The sequence below is a fragment of the Flavobacterium gawalongense genome, assembly GCF_007097265.1.
In the GTDB taxonomy this organism is placed as follows: Bacteria; Bacteroidota; Bacteroidia; order Flavobacteriales; family Flavobacteriaceae; genus Flavobacterium; species Flavobacterium gawalongense.
The window spans coordinates 1-23,582 of the sequence record NZ_VJZP01000035.1 but is presented as its reverse complement, the minus strand read 5'-3'; the positions used below and the strand labels follow the sequence as shown (position 1 = coordinate 23,582).

The window sequence follows — 23,582 nt, the reverse complement described above, 5'->3', positions numbered from 1 at the left end:
TAATTCTCATGAAAAAATATAATAAAATAGTTATCAGCTTCTTGTCAATTCTATTTTTGGCATCATGTAGCTCAGATTTTTTAGATTATGAACCTACCGGAGTATTATCATCCGGAAATGTGGCGACAGCTGAAAATGCAGACGCCCTTGTTAATGCGGCCTATGCCGCAATTGGAAACGATGAAATGGTGGGGCCAATAACACACCAATGGGTTTATGGAAGTGTACGATCAGACGATGCTTACAAAGGCGGAGGGGGTCGAGGAGATGTTGATGTAGTGGATCGTTATGAGCAATATAATCTGACTACCCCAGATTATGGAGATTGGATGTTGCCTAGAACCTGGACCAATCATTATAAGGCTATTTCAAGAGCCAATTTTGCTCTATCTGTAATCAATGCGATTCCTGATGCTGATTATCCGCTAAAAAAAGTGAGACAAGCGGAGTTGCGTTTTTTAAGAGCACATTCTCATTTTATGTTGAAATTATTGTTTAAAAAAGTTCCTTACATCACCGAAGATTTAACTCAGGAACAGATTCTGAAAACTTCTAATGATTTGTCAAATGAGGATTTATGGAATAAAATTGCAGATGATTTTCTTTTTGCATTCGATAATTTAGAGCAATCACAAGAGCAAGTTGGTAGAGCTGATAAAAATGCGGCAGCTGCCTATTTAGCAAAATTAAGATTGTATCAGGCCTATGAGCAAAATGATACGCATCAGGTTACAAGTATTAATCAAGCTAGATTACAGGAAGTTATTGATTATGCGGATAAAGTAACCGGAAGTTTAGAAACAGACTTTGGGAATAACTTTTTAGACGGTCATGATAATGGACCAGAATCTATTTGGGCAGTACAATTTTCTATCAATGATGGAACAAATACAGGAAGAGTAAGTTTTGTAACAGGATTGAATTCTCCTCATGGTACACCACTTTATGGATGTTGTGGTTTTCACATGGCAAGCCAGAATATGGTAAATGCCTTTAGAACGGATGCAACAAGTGGTTTGCCGTTGTTGGATACTTTTAACGATTCAGATATTTTTAATACTATCAGCAATGGGGATGCACCTTTAGCTTCTGGAGTTACAATTGACCCTAGAATTGACCATACAGTGGGCGTTCCGGGAAGACCATTTAAATATAAAAATACCCTGAAAAATTCGGGTGATATGGTTTACAAATTCAGTTGGGCCAGAGATCCAGGGGTTTATGGGTACTTTGGCAATATGAAAGAGCAACAATCTCCGGACTGTTCCTGTTATGTGAAAAACGGACCATTCATCGGTACTTCAAAGAATGTTGATTTTATCAGATATGCAGATGTTTTATTATTTAAAGCGGAGGCATTAATACAATTAAACAGATATACTGAAGCATTGCCTATAATCAATCAAATTAGAGCAAGAGCTGCGGCCAGTACTACAATGCCATTAGCAGCGGGAGCTTCAGATGTTTATAAAATTGCTCAATACGCTTCTTTTCCGTCAAAAGAGTATGCTATGAAAGCACTGATGTTTGAAAGAAGATTGGAGTTTGGAATGGAAGGTGCTAGATTTTTTGATCTTGTAAGATGGGGAATTGCAGAACAAGTTTTGAATGCTTACCTTAATAAGGAAAAAACGAAAAAAGATTTTCTTTCAAATGCTAAGTTCACAGCGGGTAGGGATGAATATTATCCGATACCTCAAAGAGAAATTGATTTTACTGGAGGTTTATACAAACAAAATCCCGGGTATTAAAAATAAGGTTAATAATAATGTTTGTTTGGGTTAGTGTTTTAAATTAGGTTAAAGGCAAGTTTTATACTTGCCTTTAATTTTTAAATTTTATAATATGAATACAAAATACATGCTAAGTGTAGTTAGCTTTGGAGAGGTTTTATGGGATCTTTTTCCAACGCATAAAAAAATAGGAGGGGCACCGTTGAATGTTGCACTTCGAATGAATTCTTTAGGGGCAGAAACAGCGATTATAAGTTGTGTTGGTGCAGATGAAGGAGGAAAAGAAATTATGTCTTTTATTAATGACAATGATATTAGTACAGATTTAATTCAAATAGCTGACGAATATAAAACGGGAGTTGTTCATGTAATGATTAACGAAAAAGGGAATGCTTCTTATGATATTTCATATCCGTCTGCTTGGGATAAAATTATAGTAACCAAAGAGATGGATGAAAAGGTTTCAGAAGCTGATGTTTTTGTTTTTGGGAGTTTAATATGCAGAGACGAAGTGTCTAGAGCCACTTTATATAATCTTTTGGATAAGGCAAAATATAAAGTTTTGGATGCGAATCTAAGAGCTCCGTATTATACTGCAGACGTACTTAATGAATTGATGTTAAAAGCTGATTTTATTAAGCTTAATGATGAAGAATTATATGAGATAAGTCAGCAATTGGAATCACCTTATAATTCCTTTGAGCAGAACATTAAATTCATCGCTGAAAAAACGAATACGAAACATGTTTGTGTTACCAAAGGGGCATTTGGAGCCGTTTTGTATTACAATGATAAATTTTATTACAACAGTGGTTATTTTATAAAAGTGGTTGATACCGTAGGGGCAGGAGATTCTTTTCTGGCGTCTTTAATAGTAGGATTGCTCAGAGGAAAGTCACCACAAAAATCGTTGAATTATGCTTGTGCAGTTGGGGCATTAGTAGCTGGTCATGAGGGAGCCAATCCTAAGATTTCCGAAAAAGAAATAAGTAAATTCATGAAGCTTTGACAAAATAGTTTAAGCATAAAATTAAATTTATAAAAAAGCCAAAGAAGCAATGTCTTTGGCTTTTTTATGCAAAATATTGTGAAGACTAAAAAGAAGTCAATTTCTTCAAATCGGCAATCGTTACTATTGGATTTTCTGCTTTAAAAACAAAACTTCCCGCCACAAGAACATCAGCTCCGGCTTCAACAAGTTGTTTTGCATTTTTATTAGTAACGCCACCATCAATTTCTATAATTGTTGTTGCTCCTTTTCGAGTGATTAAATTTTTCAATTTTTCAATTTTCGAATAAGTACTTTTCGATAAAAAACTGCCGATCAGTTCTTAAAAAGAAAATCGTTATGTAAAATGAAATAGTAATGCCATATTTTTATATATTTGTCTATAATTGTAGAAATCATTTTATACTCAAAAGAAAATGATATTAGTTCAACAAAAAAAGAACAATTACTACACCATTGAAATTATCATAAATCAGGAACAATTTTTGAAATTTCAAGAATTCTGTATTATAATTCTGTAAATTATTTGCAGTCATAAGAATTCAGATAATCAACTACAAGAATAGCTATTAATTACTCTAAATATCTATATTAATAAACCATAAATCGTATGTCAAGAAGAGTTTGTTTTATACTGCTGGCAAGTTTCTTATATATATTGAATTCCTGCAAATCATCTGATAAAGATAAAAAAGAAGTTTTCATTGGATTTTCACAAAGTATCTCTGAAGATGATAGCTGGAGAAAATCTATGGATAATACAATGATGGTTGAGGCTTCGCTTCATCCAGAAATAGACTTAACTATTTACAATGCAAATGGCAGTACAAAAAAACAGATTAAAGATATTGAAAAATTGATTGAAAACCAAGTGGATGTATTAATAGTAGCTCCATATGGTTCAGATTCTATAGTGCCAGTAATCGAAAAAGCAAATAAAAAAGGAATACCTGTAATTATAGTTGATAGAAAAGTTAATACATCAAATTATGCTTCATTTTTAGGAGCTGATAATGTAGAAGTTGGACATATTGCAGGAAAATATATTGTTTCTATGTCTAAAGCTCATGCCAATATTCTTGAAATTAAGGCAACGACTGATATTTCACCTGGCGTGGAGAGAAGTTTAGGATTTAAACAAATTATCGACCAATATCCAAACATTAAAAAGATAAGTATAACTGCTCCAAATTTGGCATCACTAAATAATAATTTTAGTAAGGTCTTGGACAGTATGCCAAAAATAGATTATGTCTTTGCTTTTAATGATATTATTGCGCTTCAAGCATGGGAAGCAGCAAAACGAAAAGGTAGAGAAAAAAATATAAAATTTATAGGGATAGACGGATTGAATGATCCAAATGGAGGAATACAAGCGGTTAAAGATGGTAAGTTAACTGCAACTATATTATATCCAACTGGCGGTAGCGAAGCGATAAAGCTGGCAATTAAACTTGCAAATAAAGAAATAGTCTCTAAGAATAATATTCTTAACACAATTTTGATTGACTCCTTAAATGCTGATATAATGAGCAATCAATTTGACAAAGTGACTCAACAACAATCTAATATTGAAACACAACAGAATGTAATCAAAGAACAAGAAAAGAAATACCTAACATTATATAATTTAATTAAATTGCTGACCTTTCTTCTAGTAGTAATTTTCTGTTTAGGTCTTTTTAGTATTTATTCCGTATTTTCAATAAAAAAGAAAAAAAAGTTATTAGAGGAAACAAATACAAAAATCATTCAACAAAGAAATGAAATTGAAAAATTTGTTGAGAAACTTAAAGAAAGTAATGAATCCAAAATTAATTTTTTTACGGGGATATCACATGAATTTAAAACCCCTTTAACCCTAATATTAAGTTCAGTTGAATCTTTACACGATGAATTTAAAAATAAAAGTTATTCTGTTAAAAAAGATTTAGACATTATGTATAATAATTCTTTGAGATTACTTCGATTGATTAATCAATTGTTGGATTTTAGAAAGGTTGAGGATAAAAAATTCACTCTGAAACTATCCAAAAACAATCTTTGGGAATTTTCGGTTAATATGTTTAAGGAATTTAAAAGAGAGGCCAAAAAAAGAAAAATAAATTATACAATTGAAACTGATAATGAGGGTTTAGAAGTTTATTTTGATGCCAATTTGATAGATAAGGTTTATTATAACCTATTGTCCAATTGTTTTAAATTCACTCCGGATGGAGGTAAAATTGAACTTAAAATAAGTCAAGAAAAAGGCAAAGGGCTTGTTAAAATTAATTTTAAAGATTCCGGTATTGGCATTCCTGAAAAGGAAATAAATCAAATTTTCAGTCCCTTTTTCCAAGGTTCTAATAACTATAGAAACGGTTCGGGTATTGGATTGAATTTATCTAAAAACTTTGTTGATCTGCACGAAGGATCTATCGAAGTAAGTTCTATAAATGGTGCCGAATTTTCTGTTTATTTAAAATTAGGAGATGACCATATCGATAAATCAAAAATTATTAATGAAAGTACTTATTTTTCAGATAGTGAAAATGGATATGAGTATTTGGAAACTGAATTAACACCTAGTACGGAATCCCTAATTACGGAAAACAAACCTTCTCTTTTAATTATTGAGGATAATGTTGATTTACTGGATTTTATTGCTGCAAAATTAAAAGAAGATTACATAGTTAGCAGATGCAACGGAACCAAAGCAATAGAAATGGCCTTGGAGTTAATGCCAGATATTGTAGTTTGTGATTTAAATTTACCAGAAAAGAATGGTTTTGAAATTTGCGAAGCTTTAAAAACGAATATGATTACTTCCCATATACCTGTAATCATTTTAACTGCAATGGATGATAATAATACTTATATAAAGTCATTAGAAGCTGGAGCAGATTTGTTTTTAACAAAACCTTTTAATCTGAAAGTATTAAAGCAATCCATAAAAGGACTACTGTTTAACAGAGAAAAGTTACGGTATTATTATACTAACAATATAAATAAAATTGAAACTGATGGACTCAGCTTAATTGAAAGAGAATTTTTGAATAAGATTAATTTGATTTTAGAAAAAAACATTGATGACTCCTCTTTTTCTGTTGAAAATCTTGCCAGTAAATTAAATATTTCACGAGTGCAACTCTATAGAAAAGTAAAAGCAGTTTTGGGTATAGGTGTTGGAGATTATATTAATAATTTTAGATTAGAGAAAGCAAAAGAGCTATTAATGACCACAACAATGAACATCTCTGAGATTGCCTATTCTTGCGGTTTTGCTTCTCCTAATTATTTTTCAACTACTTTTAAAACTAAGTACGGAATACCCCCAAAAGACTTTAGAAATAATTAATTGTGCTAAAACAATGTAACATTTTTATAGATATACTGATTTTTAGTGTCTTTTTTTATTGATTTTGTAGAATTATTTTTTCTTAACTCCTTGTTTTATGGGAGTTATTTTTTTTAAAAAAAATTACTAGGCATGTGTAACAATACTTAATTAGTTCATTAGAGTATTCTAGTAATTTTATAAAAAAAATAGTATAAAATGAAAAAGTGCATAACAATTATCCTGTCAGGACTTATACTTATTGGATGTAAATCCCAGAATGATCCGAGTCCGAATCCGAGTCCGAACCCTAATCCGAACCCTAATTTGGCTACAGAACTTTTATCATTTAATTTTAATGAGACTTCTGGACAAACACTATCAGAAACTAAAACGAATGCAAGTTTTACTATCAATGGGCCTTCTGGTTCAGCTGAACGAATTGTCGGCGTAGAAGGAAATTCATTAAGAGTTAATGGCTTTTATGGATGGGCTACCGGAAATGCAAGTGTAACTTATCCTACATCAAAAGTATGTGTTTCTGGCTGGATTGCACCAGCAGCTTTTCCTGTTCAAAGAAAAGATTTAGATCCAATTACCGAAAATACAAACGCTGCTATTTTTTCAAATGTAAACACATCCAATAGTTCTGGAATTGCCTTAGGGATAAATCATCACGGAAAAGTTATTGGTCAATTTAAAGTTGGGACAAATGTGATTCAAATTATTTCTGATCAAGAAGTAGCGCTTAAAAAGTGGAGTTATATTGCATTAAATATAAATGCTTCAAGCGGAACGGCTTCATTATATCTAAATGGTGTTCAAATAAAAAGTGTCACGTTTGATATTGGGACACTTTTATGGGATAATAACGCCACCATTTATATTGGAAAAGAATCAAAATCTAAAACAATCGCTGGATTTGACACCAATGGTTTAACAGGAGCAATAGATCAAGTAGCACTTTGGAATAAAGACTTAACAGCTGCCGAGATACTAAGTCAGTACAATAAATTTACACCATCAGATCCGGATCTTAAAATCCCGACTGCGGTTCGATTTGCCAATGATATTCATCGACCAAAATATCATTTACTTCCATCTGCGGGTTGGACTAATGAATCGCACGGATTGCTATATATTGACAATAAATACCATATGTTTAGTCAAAGAAATTTCAATGGGCCATATTTAGAGCATATAAATTGGGGACATTATGTGAGTAGTGATTTAGTAAGCTGGGAAGAAAAAACACAAATTTTATGGCCTCAACCTGGATTTGACGAAGTAGGGATTTGGTCAGGACACGCAATAATAAGCAATGGTCAACCCTTTATTTTTTATACTGGTGTAAATAAAGCTAAAGCTGCAATAGGACTTGCAACTTCAGCAGCTCCTTACGATACCTGGACAAAAAATTCTTCTGCTATTATACCAAATGCGCCAACTTCTTCTGCAAACGCGGATTTTAGAGATCCTTTTGTATTTCAACACAATTCAGAATGGTATTTGATGATTGGTACTGGTTTAAGAAGTGGAACACCAAGAGGAGCATTGTATTTGTATAAATCTACTTCTTCAGATTTCAAACAATGGTCAGCTCAAGGTACAATGTTAGAGGGAAATCCTTCAGTAGATGGAACTGGAGATTTTTGGGAAATGCCCATTTATTATAATTTTGGTACGAAATCAATTGTGCTGATTAATAAGCTTCCTAATGCAAATGCGTTATATTGGACTGGGAATTTTAATGGATCGCAATTCGTTAGGGATAATCCCGTTCCTGAACGATTAGATGTAATCAATCAATTATTATCGCCTTCTATTCATCCTGATGCAAATGGCAATTTAACAGCAATTGGAATTATTCCAGATGGCGTTACTTCTGCAAAACAAAAAGAGCAAGGCTGGGCGCACACATTTAGTTTACCTAGAGTTTGGACACTTGTTAATGGTAAAATAAAACAAGTTCCACATCCAAATGTATTAAGCCTTAGAGGAGCTTCTAAAAATTTCACAAATATAGTTTTTGACCAAAACAGCTCAAATGTATTAAATAATTCAACAGGATCTCAATATGAAATCGTTGCTACTATTAATCCTGGAACTGCTACAAAAGTTGGTTTTTCTCTAAATAAAAATACCGCAACTGGTGAACAAACATTAATTTACTATGATTTTACAACAAGTAGTTTTGTTGTGGATAGAAGTAAATCTTCAATTTTTACAGGGGTTCCGCTATCTAATCAATCTACTAATTATGTATTGCCGGCAGGAAATATTAATTGGAGGATTTTTGTCGATGCGTCTGTAATAGAGGTTTTTGTTAATGAAGAATTAGCTTTTGCAACACGATCTTTTCCTTCAACCGGGAATAATTTAATTGATTTATATGCTCAGGGCGGTGCTGCAACTGCAACTGACTTAAAAATATACAATATTCAAGGTGGTGGAGTTGCATCTGCATCAAAGCGTATCGAAAAAAAAAATGAAATAATTCATCCAGTTGTTTTTCCGAATCCGTCAAGTGATAATTTCAACATTAAATTTAGTGATATAACTGTGGCGACTCCTGTTTATGCTTATATTTTTGACATAACGGGGTTTCCTGTTAAAAAGATTGAAAAAATAGTAGATGCCAATGATCTAATAATTAATTGGGATGGTATTATGGATAATGGAAATAAAGCCATCAGGGGTGTTTACATAATTAAGGGTCTATTGAAAAATGAATTGTTTGATGCTAAAATAATCGTGGAATAATAATGAGAAATTAAAATTAGTAGTTTGTGTTATTGTTTGTCTTTTTGTATATAAATTAAGTACAATCGCAGCAATTATTAACCAAATTAAACGAAAATTTTACACAAAACGCATTCTACATTCGCTAAAGATGGATATGTAATCCAATTGAAATAATCTTCTATGGTGGTGAATACCATCTCTCATCTTGAATAGATTATACAATGATATTTAAAAATAGTATTGTATAATCTATTTTTTAGTGCCTTTTTTTGGATATTTTATTCAGTAGCATAAGAGGTTTAAGGCGAAATTCTGCTTTAAGGTATTATAAAGTATGTTATTAAATTCTGAACCATCGTGTTTTTTGGTTTTCTTTCTCAAATCTGTGATAATCTGAAAAAATCCGTGGCAAAAATAAACATTGGGACACGTTGGGGATAGTCAAATTAGAAAATCATTAAAGTAATAATCCCACTATTTGTATTTTTTTTCAAGTGATACTATTGATATAAGTGTAAATAATTAGAGAAAAAAACACTATATGCAATTTTAAGCCACTTAAATTATTTAAAACTTGTTTTTTAATTTGTTTTTTGTTTCGAAATCATAATTCCATGTTACAATACTATAGAATCATATTTTGCATGTATCTTAAAGTGCTTAATATCAATACATTATGTTTTGTGTAACAAATTTGAAGTAAATGGATACATTACGAAAACGTTATCTTACTGTTTAATAATAAGTTTGATAATAATTAAAAACATGATTTATGAATAATAAAATTTTGAGATGGTCAATCATTGCGTCTTTCGCAGGATTTCTATTTGGCTTCGATACTGTAGTGATTTCAGGCGCAGACAAAACGTTACAGTTGTTATGGAATTCAAGTGATGTTTTTCATGGTTCTGTAGTAATGGCAATGGCGCTTTGGGGAACAGTTATTGGGGCAATTTTTGGAGGAATTCCAACAAATAAGTTAGGCAGAAAAAAGACCTTATTAATTATAGGCGTTTTATTTTCTATTTCGGCTGCTGGTTCAGCGCTTTCAAACGATCCGTTTGTTTTTGCCTTTTTTAGATTTCTTGGGGGTTTAGGTATTGGAGCTTCAACAATTGCTGCACCAGCTTATATATCTGAAATCGCACCTGCCAAGGATAGAGGGCGTTTAGTGGGATTGTATCAATTTAATATTGTATTTGGTATACTTTGTGCCTTTTTATCAAATTATCTTTTAAGTGATATAGGACTAAATGCTTGGAGATGGATGCTAGGAGTTCAGGTTTTTCCGTCCATAATTTATACTCTAATGGCATTTAGTATTCCTGAAAGTCCAAGATGGTTGTATTCAATGCTTAGAACTGAAGAAGCAAAACTTATTTTTGATAAAATTGGTTCAAAAGAAGACGTTCAAAGTATTATGGATGATCTAAGTAATAATAGTAATGGTACTCTTTTGGACGAAAATATTTTTATGAAAAAATACCGTTTTCAACTAATATTGGTTTTCTTGATTGCAGCTTTTAATCAATTATCAGGAATTAATGCCTTTCTATATTATGCTCCCAGAATATTTGAAGAAGCAGGATTAGGTGCAAAAACAGCCTTGTTGAGTAGTATAGGTATCGGTTTTATAAATTTAATCTTTACACTAATTGGAGTTTATCTTATTGATAGATTAGGAAGACGCAAATTAATGATCTTCGGATCTATTGGTTATATTTTCTCACTTTCAATGGTGGCAACTTCTTTTTACTTAAACTGGACTGGACTGGCAGTGCCGGGGTTTTTATTTCTCTTCATTGCATCTCACGCAATTGGACAAGGAGCTGTTATTTGGGTTTTTATTTCTGAAATATTTCCCAATCATTTGAGAGCATCCGGACAATCATTTGGAAGTTCTGTTCATTGGGTTTTAGCAGCTATTATCCCTTCGATGGTACCCATCCTTTTTACAAGTTTTGGCGTTGGAAATGTATTTGCCTTTTTTGCTTTTATGATGGTTTTTCAATTGCTGTTTGTAATTTTTATGATGCCGGAAACCAAAGGAATTTCTTTGGAAGAGGTAAGTAAAGCATTAATTAATAAATAAGAATTATGATGAATATATCAAAAATAGGAATTTTTAAAAGAATGTTTTTTATGCTAATACTGGTTGTAATGAATAGTTGTAGTTCTACTAAAACAAGTAATGAAAAAGTAGCGACCAATGAAGAATTATATAGACCCAATTTTCATTTCTCACCTAAAAGTGGATGGATGAATGACCCCAATGGGATGTTTTTCTATAAAGGTTTGTATCATTTGTGTTTTCAGTATTATCCAGATGCTACTGTTTGGGGACCGATGCATTGGGGACACGCAACAAGTAAAGACATGATCACTTGGAAAGAAGAAAAAATTGCACTTTATCCAGATGAGATGGGGTATATATTTTCAGGAAGTTCAGTAGTTGATGTAAATAATACCTCTGGTTTTGGGAGTTTAAAAAATCCGCCAATTGTAGCAATGTTTACTTATCACGATGCTGTAAAAGCAAAAGCAGGAGCAACTGATTTTCAATCACAGGCTATTGCTTATTCTTTAGATGAAGGAATGACTTGGACAAAATACAAGAATAATCCGGTAATTAAAAACCCGAATATTAAAGATTTTAGAGATCCAAAAATGACGTGGGATGCCATTCATAATCAATGGATAATGGTTCTTGCTGCCGATGTTGAAACTAAAATATATCGTTCTTCCAATTTAATTGACTGGGAATTGGCTTCTGGATTTGGCAAGAATCTTGGAGCGCATGGAGCGCCTTGGGAGTGCCCGGATTTTTTTCCTATTAAAGTTGAAGGCTCAACCGAAATGAAATGGGTGCTTTTACAAAGTATTAATCCCGGAGGTCCAAATGGAGGATCGGCTACTCAATATTTTGTCGGTGATTTCGACGGAAAAACTTTTACGCTAAATGATTCATTTACTCAAGATTTAAACCAATTTGGAGCTTTGTGGGTTGACTACGGCAAGGATAATTACGCAGGAGTTACTTGGTCAAATATTCCGGATTCTGATAGTCGTAAATTATTTATAGGTTGGATGTCCAATTGGCAATATGCTGATAAAGTTCCTACTGAAAAATGGAGAAGTGCTATGACCATTCCAAGAGAATTGAAACTTACAAACACTGAGGGTCATTATAGAATTGTTTCTCAGCCAGTAAAGGAATTGGAAAAGTATATTTCAAAGACTATTAAAAAGGATCTTCTTGCCATTGATAAAACTACTGTAATTGTTGACCAATCTACTGTAGACATGTCAAGATTGGACATTCGTTTTACTATCAATGGTTTAAAGGAGGATAAGTATGATTTTATCCTTTCCAATAAAGAAAATAATGCCATTCATTTTGGAATTAATAAAAAAGAGAAGTATTTCTATATTGATAGAAAAAATGTAAGCCAAACCTCTTTCTCTGATGAATTTGCAAAGAAAATTTCAACAGCACCCATTACAACAGATTTTAATTCAATCGAAGTGAGAGTGGTTATCGATAAGACCTCAATCGAAATATTTTATGATAATGGAAAAACGGTTATGACTGAAATTTATTTCTCGGATAAACCAATGGATTCTTTTTCAATAGCTAAAGCAAATTCTGATTTTGAACTTAAAAATGTATTGATAAACCAACTAAATAGTAAATAATAGATGTGAAAAAGCAGATTGAAGAATGAAAAACAAATTTATAAACTAACAACTAAAACTATAAATGTATGAAAATCAAGTATTTTAAAAATAAGAAAAACATATTGTCACTATGTTTGTTTTTCTTGGTGTTTATTGCTTCAGGGCAACAAAGACAAATTAATGGGTCTGTTTTATCAGACGACGGTCAACCATTACCAGGAGCTAATATTCTTGTTGAGGGCTCAAAAAATGTGACCACTTCAGATATAGATGGTAAATTTAAAATTTCTGCTAATGAAGGAGCAAATTTGATAGTTTCTTTTATTGGTTACCTAGAAGCTAAAATAAAAGTAACTTCAAAAATTACTTACAGTATTAAATTACAATCTAGTTCGAATAATCTTTTAGAAGTTATTGTTGTTGGATATACAAAAGAAAAAAAATCAGATATAGCTGGTGCTATTTCGGTTGTCAAAGTTGCCGATATTTCTCAAGAGGCTACTCCTAATATTTTAACAGCTTTACAAGGTAGAGTTGCTGGTTTGCAAATCAATTCTGGAGGTACGCCTGGAGGGAATGATTCTCAAATTATTATTAGAGGATTAACTACAGTGACAAGTGGTTCTGCTCCGCTATGGGTAATCGACGGAGTTCAAACTACAAGTTCATCTTCATTAAATCCTGAAGAAATTGAATCAATTCAAGTATTAAAAGATGGCGCATCAGCAGCTATTTATGGGACTTCTGCCGCAAATGGAGTAATTGTAGTTACAACCAAGAAAGGTAAAAAAGGAGTTTCTGAATTTAGTTTCAAATCCGAAATAACTGTCAATAAGTTAAGAGATAAAATCAGCTTACTTAATTCGCAACAATGGGCGGATGTGGAATACCAAGCACAACAAGGTGCTGGAATTGCCGCTCCAACTCATCCCGTTTTAATTAATAATGGTCCGGGTTTTACCATACCTCAATATTTGGATCCAAATGGTTTGCAAACAGCGGCCAATACGAATTGGGTAAATGAAATTACAAACGATACATTTTCGAACAACACCGATTTTGGATATCGTAAAGGAACAGAAAACTTAAGTTTATACACCCAATTGAGTTACTCGGAAGACAATGGTATTCAAAGATATACCAGTTATGATCGGTTTAATGCCAGAATAAACACTTCTTATAAATTATTTAAAGACAGAGTTACCATTGGTGAAAATTTCTTGTACTCTAAATTTAATGAAGTAAAAGCAAATGAATTTGAAAATGCCATTCTTCAAAACCCAATGCTCCCTGTATATTCTAATCTAGGGGATTATGCCACAATTATAACTGGAGGTATGCAAGACAAACCAAACTCCGTAGCAAATTTATGGAGTAATAGAAAAAATGAACAAAAGAATCAAAGGTTTTTAGGGAATGCTTATTTGGATTTTAAAATTATAGAAGGATTGGTATTCAATACGACTTTAAATTTTGATAAAGGAACTTATAAATTTAACACTGCAACTGAAGCTTTTTCTGCAAATGGCGTAATTCCATCAGTATTTCAGAAAATCACTACTGATGATGTGGATAATGATTATTTAGCTACCATTTTCACTAATACTTTAAAATATGATAAAAGTTTTGGAAAACATAGAGTATCAATATTGGCTGGTATAGAAAATTCAGCAAGAGAAGAAAATTTTAATAATAACCAAATTAATGGAGTAAATATTACTGATCCTGCAGGCTATGTGATTAATGATAATGCACAATATAAAACATTAGTAGGAAAGGTAGAAGCATTTAAGATTTCACAATTTGGGTCTCTTAAATATGTCTTTGATGATCGATATATTGTATCGGGTACTGTGAGAAGAGATGGATCCTCACGTTTTGGAGAAAACAATAAATACGGTATTTTCCCTTCAGCTTCTTTAGCTTGGAATGCAAAAAACGAGAAATTTTTAATGGAAAATAAATACGTTTCTAATTTTAAATTAAGAGCATCTTGGGGTATAAATGGAAATGATCAAATAGCTGACTACTCCTATCTTTCAAGTTATGTGGATAATACTGTAGGCAATGTAGTCGAGTTTTCAGATTACAACATTAGTGGAACAGGTTTGGGTACTGCAAGTGGTGTCTTGCAATCTCGTCAGGCTAATCCTGATCTTAAATGGGAGTCAACAGAACAATACAACGTAGGATTTGATTTAGGATTTTTTAATGAAAGAATCTCGTTACAATCGGATTTCTATATAAAAACAACCAATGACCTAATTCTAAGACCAATTGCTTTATCTATAAATGGAGAAAGTCAACCTCCATTAATTAATGCAGGTTCGGTAAGTAATAAAGGCTTTGAAGCTGTGTTGAGCTACAAAAGTAATCCTGCAAATGATTTTAAATATGGGATTGATTTGAATTTTTCAACTTATAAAAATAACGTAGAAAGTTTAGATACAGAGTCAAATTTTTTACTAAATGGAGTGTCAATAACTAAAAAAGGGTCGCCAATAGCTTCTTTTTACGGATTAATTGCTGATGGTCTTTTTAGAACTCCTGAAGAAGTTGCTGTTCATGCGGATCAACCTGGAAAAGCATTAGGTAAAATTAGATATAGAGATATTAATTTTGATGGAAAAATTGACCAATTTGACAGAACAATCATTGGCAACCCACATCCCGATTTCATATATGGAATAAACTTATATTCTTCTTATAAAGGATTCGACATAACACTGTTTTTTGACGGAAAACAAGGAAATGATTTGTATAATGCACAGCGTGCAATAGGCGATTTTGATTATTTCAGTTTTAATCATAATACAAATACTCTAGACGCTTGGACACCAAGTAAAGCTAATTCAAATATACCAGCATTGTCAACATTAAATAGTAATAATGAGTTGCAACCTTCAAGTTATTATGTTGAAAATGGTTCTTATATCAGACTGAAAACAATAACATTAGGGTATAATTTTGATAAAGCTTTATCAAAAAGGTTAGGAATGAATAAATTGAGATTTTATCTACTGGGACAAAATTTGTTTTCACTAACTTCTTTTACGGGCTTTGACTATGAGGTTTCTGGTTTAAGTGCGGGTGGAATTGGTGTGGCAGGTTATGGAATTCCTCATACAAAATCGATGACTTTCGGAATTAACGCAAATTTTTAAAATCTTAATTATGAAAACAAAATTTAAAATAGTATTTACTTTAATGATAAGCATGCAATTGCTTTCTTGCGTAAATGACAGTGATTTAGATGTAAAGGAGAATTATGTATTATCGGCAGATAATATTGATCCTGAACAATTAGTAATAGCGGCATATAGCGCACTTGATTATCGATATAATACAGGAGAATTTAGAGACTTATGGCCTTTTGACCACGCGCCATCCAATTGGGCAACAAGCGATATTCGTTGTGGTGATGCCTATAAAGGTGGTGGTGGAACTGGTGATAATCCTGGAGGAGGAATGCATCAGCTTGAAACACACGATTTATTCCCTTCAAGTGAAAATGCTTACAATGTTTGGAGAGCGATTTATTTTGGAATTAAAAGAGTGGATTCGGCTTTAAGAACTATTAATACAATAGATGAAGCTAAATTTCCTAATAAGAAAGCAAGAATAGGAGAACTAAAAGTTTTAAGAGCTCATTTTTATTTTGAAGCAATTAAAAATTTTGGGTCTATAGTTTGGTATGATGAAAACACTCCAATTGCAGACATTAACAAGACACCAAATTCTTTTGATTTCAGCTTTATGTGGTCTAAAGTTGAAGGTGATTTAACCGATGCGATTGCTCTTTTACCAGATACACAAACAGAATTAGGCAGAGTAAACAAAGTGGTGGCTTATGCCTACTTATGTAAAGCACAAGTCTTTCAAAAAAAATGGACTGAGGCAATTGTAAGCGCAAACTATGTGATTAATTCTGGAAAATATGGATTAGTAACCGATGTCGAAAAATTATATTCAATACCAGGTTACGGAAATCGTGAAAACATATTTGCAGTTCAGTATTCTATAAATGATGGTTCTCAATTTGGAAATCTAAATTTTGGAAATTTATTAAATGCACCTGATAGTCCTGGAGATGATATTAAAAACCCTTATTTAAATGGGGATGGTTTTGATAAACCTTCACAAAATCTTGTAAATGCTTTTAAAGTTGGCGCAGATGGGCTTCCGCTATTTGACAGTTATAATAATGCAAATGTAACTCCAACAGACTTAGTAGATCCAAGATTAGATCACGAAATAGGAAGACCAGGTATTACTTGGAAAGATTGGGCAGCTAGACCACAACAACCAGACTGGAGTAGAGATCCCGCAACTTACGGTTATTTCGAAGGTAAGAAAAATGTAATTTCTCCAAATTCAAACGGTTTAGCTTCAAATCCTACAGGGTTTCCTTGGGCACTAGGTAATTTAGACTTTCCTATTATCAAATACAGTGATTTATTGTTATGGAAAGCTGAAGCCTTAATCGAGTCGAGTTCAAATGTTTCTGGTGGGGTTGCCATAATTAATGAAATAAGAAATAGAGCAAAAAATTCACCTTATGTGAAAGATTTTAATAATCCATCTCAAAATGCGGCAAATTATTTAATAAATCTATATCCATTATCATTATCTCAGGATGCCGCAAGAAAAGCCCTTAGAATGGAAAGAAGATTAGAATTAGCTAACGAAGGACATGGTTTCTATGATTTAGTGAGATGGGGTATTGCTGAACAATATGTTAGCAATTATATTCAGGTTGAAAAAACACGTCGTACCTATTTACAAAGTGCTTCATTACAATCTCATGAACAATATTTACCTATACCGCAAATTGAAATTGATGCAAGTGCAGGGGTATATAAACAAAGAGCTGGATACTAATAAAAAACTAACCAAATATCAAAAAATATGAAAACAATTCAAAATCAATGGTCTATTTATAAAATAGCAATAGCCTTTATGATGCTTATCTTTGCTGTAATCTCTTGTGAAAAAGATGATAATTTTTCGGACAATGTTCCGGATTATACGGAATCTATTGTTCAATCTTTTAAAGTAGGATCTAAATATGCCGATATTAATCATACTATTGGTACGATTACAATGACATTACCATCTGGAACTGATTTGAAAAATGTTAAACCTGAAATTAGACTTCCAGAATCTGCTTCAGTAACACCAGCCTCAGGATCTACAATAGATTTTAGTAATGGTCCAGTAACCTTTGAGGTAGTTTCAACAAATGGAGCTCATAGAACCTATACTGCTAGTATAGCAGCTTATGGTGATCCTAAGATATTATCATTCTCTATTGGGGATAAATTGGGTATAATTGATGAAGTAAATAAAACAATTAAAGTTGAGATTGGTAGTCAAGGAGGGGACTTGAGTAATTTAGCACCTTCATTTGTAATTGCTGAAGGAACAACTGTAGATTTTGCCTCTGGAGTTGCCAGAGATTTTACTTCTCCAAAAGTGTATACTGTTTTATCAAATAATGGATACACCGCTAAACAATATACGGTGACGGTTACACAAATACAAGCGCCTAGAATCGACTCATTTGTGGTTAATGGTGCAGTTGGTATTGTTGATAATACTGCAAATTCAATTGTGGTAATTTTACCGCCGGGAACTAACCTAACTAATTTAGCACCTGTTATTACATTACCTGCAGATCAAACGGTAACACCTGCTTCTGGGGCTGCACAAAACTTCAGTAATGGTTCAGTTACTTACACAGTTAAGAACAAAGAAAACTTAACAAAGGTTTACAATGTAAAAGTTGAATCAATAGCAGCAACAAAATATGCCTTTTTGGGACTAGAAGATAATGTAAGTTCATTAGTTGATGATGATGCAAAAGCTGCCGCAACTTGGATGCAAAGTACCTATGGTGCGGATTTTAAATACATTAAAATTGCAGATATTTCAGCACTAAATATTGGAGATGTAAAGGTTGCTATGTTGTATTATCTTACTCCTTCAGAAAATCAAAATTTTTCAGCATCACCATCCGATGTTTCAACAATGTTACCTGCGGCATTAAGAGCTGGAGCTTCTCAAGCAAATGTTCTTAAATCTTGGGTTAAAGGTGGTGGTGATATGCTAATTGCTGGAGATCCTAGTCCGTTTATCTTTTCTTTAGGCAGAGTTCCTGCTAATTTTGGAGCTGCAAGAGCACCTGGAAATTATGTGTTCTCCGAATTTGGTTGTGCCGGTGCATCAGGATGTTATGACACAGGTAAACCTGCGAACGATATTTGGGGATTGGGAATGAGAGACGCAAACAATTCTGGAAACAGACGTACTCACGCAATTTTTAATGGTTTGACTTTTGAAGGAGGGACTGGAAATGAATATTTACCATTGCAAAACAGCGCCAATAGAGAAGTTAGATTAATCTGGTGGCAACACTTTGACGGAATTCTTAATCCAAGCTGTTGTGGTTCAGATGCAGCGGTTAAATTTGAAAAAACGTTGACAGCTGTTAAATTCGGGACATTAAGACATATTGGCGATGCTTTTGGATACGGCGCAGTTGAATTTAAAAGAACGGACTTGACAAATGATGCATCATTTGATTCTCAAATACCTAAAGATTACAAAGGACACCTATTCACAATTTCAAATACTATTGTGGGTTACGAATGGAATTCTAACGGTACAACAAATGCTTATCAAAATAATATAAAAGTTTTCACAAAAAATATTATTGATTACTTATATAGCATAAACAACGATTAATTAATTTCAAAAAATTTAATATGAAAAATAAATTTATAAACACATTTCAGCTTAAGTATGTATTGTTGCTAATAATAGCAACAATCACATACTCTTGTGAAGAACGTCTCAATTATGACGATCAATTGCCAAGTACTTTGAATATAATTGAATCCATTAAAATAGGTCAAACAAGTGCTACGATAGATAATTTGTCTGGAGTTGTTAATTTTGTTTTGCCTTCTGAAACAAATTTAGCTTCAGTTGTATTGGATATTAAAACCCCAGAAGGTGTAACTATAAATCCTGCATCAGGAACAACTGTTGATTTGACAAACCCTCTTGAAGTAACTGCAATATCAGGGGGTAAAACCAGACATTATATTATTAATGCACGTGTACTGCCTAATCAAATAGCTTTTGTTAGTGATGCAACATCGATTGATAATATTGTTGACGAAGACGTAAAAGCTGCTGCTCAATGGGCTAAAGATACTTATGGCAGTAGATTTGTTTTTATTCCTTTCTCTGATTTAACTTTAAATTCTTTAAAAACAGTTAATGTAGTTTTCTTTTTTTATGATACACAAGGAACATCTGCTTTGCCACAAGAAAGCCTAGATAAAAAGAATATATTGATTCAATATGTTGTTGAAGGAGGTAAAATGCTTTTAGGAGGAATGGCAACTAGTTATGCAGAAGTAATAGGACGTGATAAAAGTGGACTTTTAACTATAAAAGGAAATGGTATTGGATTTGTTGATGCAGGAACTTGGGCCATTGATGGTGGCGTTAATTTCCAAAATGATCAAAGAAACAATCCTATTTATAACTTTACTCAAGTAATTTCTACTGATTCAAATGGGTATTTTCCAGTAATTAATGGAGGATACAAAGAAGATCATAACAATCTGTGGGATTTAGGATCTTTGCTTGGACCAGGCCATCAAAAAGGACAGTTTGCAGAATTTGAAAACCTTTATGGAGGCAAAGTACTTGCTGTTTGGGCTGGAGTAGGAGATGAATGTTGTCCAGGTATTATTGAGTTTAAATCGAATTCAGTTTATGCGGGTACTATTATAGCAATAGGTGTTGGTGGCATGGAATGGGCTATGAATGATGGAAGAACTAATGTATATGCATCTAATATACAAGGGATATATCGAAATTCGATTGATTATTTAGGTACAAAATAATAATTTGTTTAGCTTGTGGTTTTATTGGGCAGGTTTTTCCTGCCCTTTAATTTTTAAATTTTTTAGTGATGAATACAAAATACATGCTAAGTGTAGTTAGCTTTGGGGAGGTTTTATGGGATCTTTTTCCAACGCATAAAAAAATTGGAGGAGCGCCATTGAATGTTGCGCTTCGAATGAATTCTTTAGGTGCTGAAACAACTATTATAAGTCGTGTTGGAGCAGATGAAGACGGAAAAAAAATTATGACTTTTATTAATAATCATGATATTAGTACAGATTTAATTCAAATAGCAGACGAATATAAAACTGGAGTCGTAAATGTGATGATTAATGAGAAAGGGAATGCTTCTTATGATATTTTATATCCATCTGCTTGGGATAAAATAGTGCAAACTGAACTCATGGATAGAATTATTTCAGAAGCTGATGCTTTTGTTTTTGGAAGTTTGATATGCAGAGACGAAGTGTCTAGAACCACTTTATATAATCTTTTGGATAAGGCAAAATACAAAGTTTTGGATGCTAATCTAAGAGCTCCTTATTACACCACAGACGTACTTAATGAGTTGATGTTAAAAGCTGATTTTATTAAGCTTAATGATGAAGAATTATATGAGATAAGTCAGCAATTGGAATCACCTTATAATTCCTTTGAGCAGAACATTAAATTCATCGCTGAAAAAACGAATACGAAACATGTTTGTGTTACCAAAGGGGCATTTGGAGCCGTTTTGTATTACAATGATAAATTTTATTACAACAGTGGTTATTTTATAAAAGTAGTTGATACTGTAGGTGCAGGGGATTCTTTCTTAGCCTCCCTGATAGTCAAATTGCTTAGAGGAAAATCACCACAAAAATCGTTGAATTATGCTTGTGCTGTTGGCGCTTTAGTGGCTGGTCATGAAGGAGCCAATCCTAAAATTTCCGAAAAAGAAATAAGCAAATTTATGAAGCTTTGACAAAATAGTTTAAGCATTAAATTTATAAAAAAGCCAAAGAAGCAATGTCTTTGGCTTTTTTATGCAAAATATTGTGAAGACTAAAAAGAAGTCAATTTCTTCAAATCGGCAATCGTTACTGTTGGATTCTCCGCTTTAAAAACAAAACTTCCCGCCACAAGAACATCAGCTCCCGCTTCCACAAGTTGTTTTGCATTTTTATTAGTAACGCCTCCATCAATTTCTATAATTGTTGTTGCCTCTTTTCGAGTGATTAAATTTTTCAATTTTTCAATTTTCGAATAAGTGTTTTCTATAAAGGATTGTCCTCCAAAACCAGGATTCACACTCATGATGCAAACCAAATCAATATCATTGATAACGTCTTCCAGTAAATCAATATTGGTGTGAGGATTGATGGCGACTCCAGCTTTCATTCCTTCTGCTTTGATGGCTTGTAGTGTTCTGTGAAGATGCGTGCAGGCTTCGTAGTGTACACTTAGAATATTAGCGCCTAAGTCAGCAAATGTTTTAATATAACGGTCTGGATCTACAATCATTAAGTGAACGTCGATTGTTTTTTTTGCATGTCTGGTAATAGCTTCCAGAACTGGCATTCCGTAAGAAATGTTTGGAACAAAAACGCCATCCATGATGTCAATATGAAACCAATCGGCTTCACTGTTGTTGATCATTTCGATGTCGCGTTGCAGATTAGCAAAATCAGCAGCAAGAACTGATGGAGCAATAAGTGTATTCTTCATTGTGTAGTTGTTTAATCTGAATTTATTTCAGATTCTTAAGTTGTTGTTTGTGCAAAAGTAGTTTTTTTAGAGCAATTGGCGAAAGTTTTTTTGGGAAGGGACAACTCGTGAGTTATCCTGCAATTTGCGTAAGGGATAGAGGCGGTATCCTCGAAGTGCAACGGAGAGATAAAGCCGAAAGCCCGACCCGAAGTTTTTACGGAGGGTTACGCCCAAAAAAAATAATGATGAGATTGCTTCGTTCCTCGCAATGACAAAAAATAAAACTCCGGAAACCCGAGAGCGTAGCTCGAACTGACCGGAGTTTTGCTGAAAAAGCAAAACTCCGGTAATCAGCCGGAGTTTCAATCATCAATCAAAAAACGAACAGTCAATCAAACTGTTGTTCATTTTGAATTAAAAAATTTAAGTTTTAAAGATTTTAATTGGGGAATATTGTGAATTAACCTAAGTAGGTTTTTAATATTTTACTTCTGGAAGTGTGTTTCAATCTGCGGATTGCTTTTTCCTTGATTTGACGTACACGCTCACGAGTTAGGTCGAAAGTTTCTCCAATTTCCTCTAATGTCATTGGGTGTTGATCACCTAGACCAAAATATAAACGAACAACATCAGCTTCTCTTGGAGTTAATGTTTCTAATGAACGCTCGATTTCAGTACGCAATGATTCGTGGATTAATTCTCTGTCTGGATTTGGAGATTCACCGGAACGCAATACATCGTAAAGGTTAGAATCTTCTCCTTCTACAAGAGGCGCATCCATTGATAAGTGACGACCGGAGTTTTTCATACTCTCTTTTACGTCATTTACGGTCATGTCAAGTTCTTTTGCAATTTCCTCAGCAGATGGTGGACGCTCGTTAGATTGCTCTAATAAAGCGTACATTTTGTTGATTTTATTGATAGAACCAATTTTGTTCAATGGCAAACGAACGATACGGGATTGTTCCGCCAATGCTTGTAAAATAGATTGACGAATCCACCAAACGGCATACGAAATGAATTTGAAACCACGTGTTTCATCAAAACGTTGTGCTGCTTTTATCAATCCTAAATTTCCTTCGTTAATCAAATCGGGAAGGGTTAACCCTTGATTTTGATATTGTTTTGCTACCGAAACCACGAAACGTAAATTGGCTTTTGTCAATTTCTCTAATGCTTTCTGGTCACCGGCTTTAATCTTTTGTGCTAATTCTACCTCTTCGTCAGCGGTAATAAGGTCAACTTTTCCAATTTCTTGTAAATACTTGTCTAATGAAGCAGTTTCACGATTGGTTACCTGCTTGGTGATTTTTAGTTGTCTCATGTTTTTTTGTCTCCTAAATTTTAAGTGTACAAATGATTATACGTATGGGGTTGCTAAAAAGTTACAATAGTTTTGAAAATAAATTTTATTATATGACTATCCGTAATGCGGACTAAAATCATTTCGAATACAATTTTCGTCGTTTGTACATTTATAAAGCAT

The 23,582-nt window shown here is 33.1% G+C and carries 13 protein-coding genes and 1 pseudogene; 11 read left to right on the top strand and 3 right to left on the bottom strand.

Features of this window, described 5'->3' with window-relative positions; all coding sequences use genetic code 11:
- Positions 1-8 precede the first annotated feature (8 nt).
- Together FNW38_RS14935 and FNW38_RS14930 are read left to right on the top strand one after the other, a co-directional pair.
- A complete protein-coding gene (locus tag FNW38_RS14935; RefSeq protein ID WP_144064768.1) occupies positions 9-1,751 on the top strand; it encodes a RagB/SusD family nutrient uptake outer membrane protein in 1,743 nt (580 codons plus the stop codon).
- 94 nt (positions 1,752-1,845) lie between these two features.
- Positions 1,846-2,742 (top strand): carbohydrate kinase family protein, encoded by an 897-nt coding sequence (locus tag FNW38_RS14930; RefSeq protein ID WP_144064769.1) that lies wholly within the window; start codon positions 1,846-1,848, stop codon positions 2,740-2,742.
- 85 nt (positions 2,743-2,827) lie between these two features.
- Here the strand turns inward: FNW38_RS14930 and FNW38_RS14925 are convergent.
- Positions 2,828-3,034 (bottom strand): annotated as a pseudogene (locus FNW38_RS14925) (ribulose-phosphate 3-epimerase); the annotation flags it as partial.
- Positions 3,035-3,352: 318 nt separating this feature from the next.
- Between FNW38_RS14925 and FNW38_RS14920 the strand changes: the two are divergent.
- The 9 genes from FNW38_RS14920 to FNW38_RS14880 all read left to right on the top strand — a co-directional run bounded on the left by FNW38_RS14920 (position 3,353) and on the right by FNW38_RS14880 (position 21,371).
- Positions 3,353-6,082, top strand: a complete 2,730-nt coding sequence (locus FNW38_RS14920; protein ID WP_144064770.1) for a substrate-binding domain-containing protein — start codon at positions 3,353-3,355, stop codon at positions 6,080-6,082.
- A 198-nt stretch (positions 6,083-6,280) separates the two neighbouring features.
- Positions 6,281-8,824, top strand: coding sequence for a GH32 C-terminal domain-containing protein (locus FNW38_RS14915; RefSeq protein WP_144064771.1), 2,544 nt, complete (start codon positions 6,281-6,283; stop codon positions 8,822-8,824).
- Positions 8,825-9,578: 754 nt separating this feature from the next.
- Entirely contained in the window at positions 9,579-10,898 is a 1,320-nt protein-coding gene (locus tag FNW38_RS14910) for a sugar porter family MFS transporter (RefSeq protein ID WP_144064772.1), read from the top strand.
- A gap of 5 nt (positions 10,899-10,903) precedes the next feature.
- Entirely contained in the window at positions 10,904-12,502 is a 1,599-nt protein-coding gene (locus FNW38_RS14905; protein ID WP_144064773.1) for a glycoside hydrolase family 32 protein, read from the top strand.
- Between the two features lie 68 nt (positions 12,503-12,570).
- Positions 12,571-15,648, top strand: coding sequence for a SusC/RagA family TonB-linked outer membrane protein (locus tag FNW38_RS14900; RefSeq protein WP_144064774.1), 3,078 nt, complete (start codon positions 12,571-12,573; stop codon positions 15,646-15,648).
- Between the two features lie 10 nt (positions 15,649-15,658).
- Entirely contained in the window at positions 15,659-17,365 is a 1,707-nt protein-coding gene (locus tag FNW38_RS14895; RefSeq protein ID WP_143386089.1) for a RagB/SusD family nutrient uptake outer membrane protein, read from the top strand.
- A gap of 27 nt (positions 17,366-17,392) precedes the next feature.
- Complete coding sequence (locus FNW38_RS14890; RefSeq protein WP_144064775.1) at positions 17,393-19,231, top strand: DUF4960 domain-containing protein; 1,839 nt, start codon at positions 17,393-17,395, stop codon at positions 19,229-19,231.
- A 20-nt stretch (positions 19,232-19,251) separates the two neighbouring features.
- The gene (locus FNW38_RS14885; protein WP_144064776.1) at positions 19,252-20,406 is read left to right on the top strand and encodes a DUF4960 domain-containing protein; all 1,155 of its coding nucleotides are present in this window, start codon (positions 19,252-19,254) and stop codon (positions 20,404-20,406) included.
- 68 nt (positions 20,407-20,474) lie between these two features.
- Complete coding sequence (locus tag FNW38_RS14880) at positions 20,475-21,371, top strand: carbohydrate kinase family protein (protein ID WP_144064777.1); 897 nt, start codon at positions 20,475-20,477, stop codon at positions 21,369-21,371.
- A gap of 80 nt (positions 21,372-21,451) precedes the next feature.
- Here the strand turns inward: FNW38_RS14880 and rpe are convergent, their stop codons facing one another.
- Complete coding sequence (rpe, locus tag FNW38_RS14875) at positions 21,452-22,114, bottom strand: ribulose-phosphate 3-epimerase (protein ID WP_144064778.1); 663 nt, start codon at positions 22,112-22,114, stop codon at positions 21,452-21,454.
- Between the two features lie 442 nt (positions 22,115-22,556).
- On the bottom strand, positions 22,557-23,420 hold the full coding sequence (locus FNW38_RS14870) for a sigma-70 family RNA polymerase sigma factor (protein ID WP_007137700.1): 864 nt from the start codon (positions 23,418-23,420) through the stop codon (positions 22,557-22,559).
- Positions 23,421-23,582: the final 162 nt, after the last annotated feature.

Coding starts and splice junctions, on each gene's coding strand:
- FNW38_RS14935 (WP_144064768.1), top strand. CDS start 9: ATGAAAAAATATAATAAAATAGTTATCAGCTTCTTGTCAATTCTATTT.
- FNW38_RS14930 (WP_144064769.1), top strand. CDS start 1,846: ATGAATACAAAATACATGCTAAGTGTAGTTAGCTTTGGAGAGGTTTTA.
- FNW38_RS14920 (WP_144064770.1), top strand. CDS start 3,353: ATGTCAAGAAGAGTTTGTTTTATACTGCTGGCAAGTTTCTTATATATA.
- FNW38_RS14915 (WP_144064771.1), top strand. CDS start 6,281: ATGAAAAAGTGCATAACAATTATCCTGTCAGGACTTATACTTATTGGA.
- FNW38_RS14910 (WP_144064772.1), top strand. CDS start 9,579: ATGAATAATAAAATTTTGAGATGGTCAATCATTGCGTCTTTCGCAGGA.
- FNW38_RS14905 (WP_144064773.1), top strand. CDS start 10,904: ATGATGAATATATCAAAAATAGGAATTTTTAAAAGAATGTTTTTTATG.
- FNW38_RS14900 (WP_144064774.1), top strand. CDS start 12,571: ATGAAAATCAAGTATTTTAAAAATAAGAAAAACATATTGTCACTATGT.
- FNW38_RS14895 (WP_143386089.1), top strand. CDS start 15,659: ATGAAAACAAAATTTAAAATAGTATTTACTTTAATGATAAGCATGCAA.
- FNW38_RS14890 (WP_144064775.1), top strand. CDS start 17,393: ATGAAAACAATTCAAAATCAATGGTCTATTTATAAAATAGCAATAGCC.
- FNW38_RS14885 (WP_144064776.1), top strand. CDS start 19,252: ATGAAAAATAAATTTATAAACACATTTCAGCTTAAGTATGTATTGTTG.
- FNW38_RS14880 (WP_144064777.1), top strand. CDS start 20,475: ATGAATACAAAATACATGCTAAGTGTAGTTAGCTTTGGGGAGGTTTTA.
- rpe (WP_144064778.1), bottom strand. CDS start 22,114: ATGAAGAATACACTTATTGCTCCATCAGTTCTTGCTGCTGATTTTGCT.
- FNW38_RS14870 (WP_007137700.1), bottom strand. CDS start 23,420: ATGAGACAACTAAAAATCACCAAGCAGGTAACCAATCGTGAAACTGCT.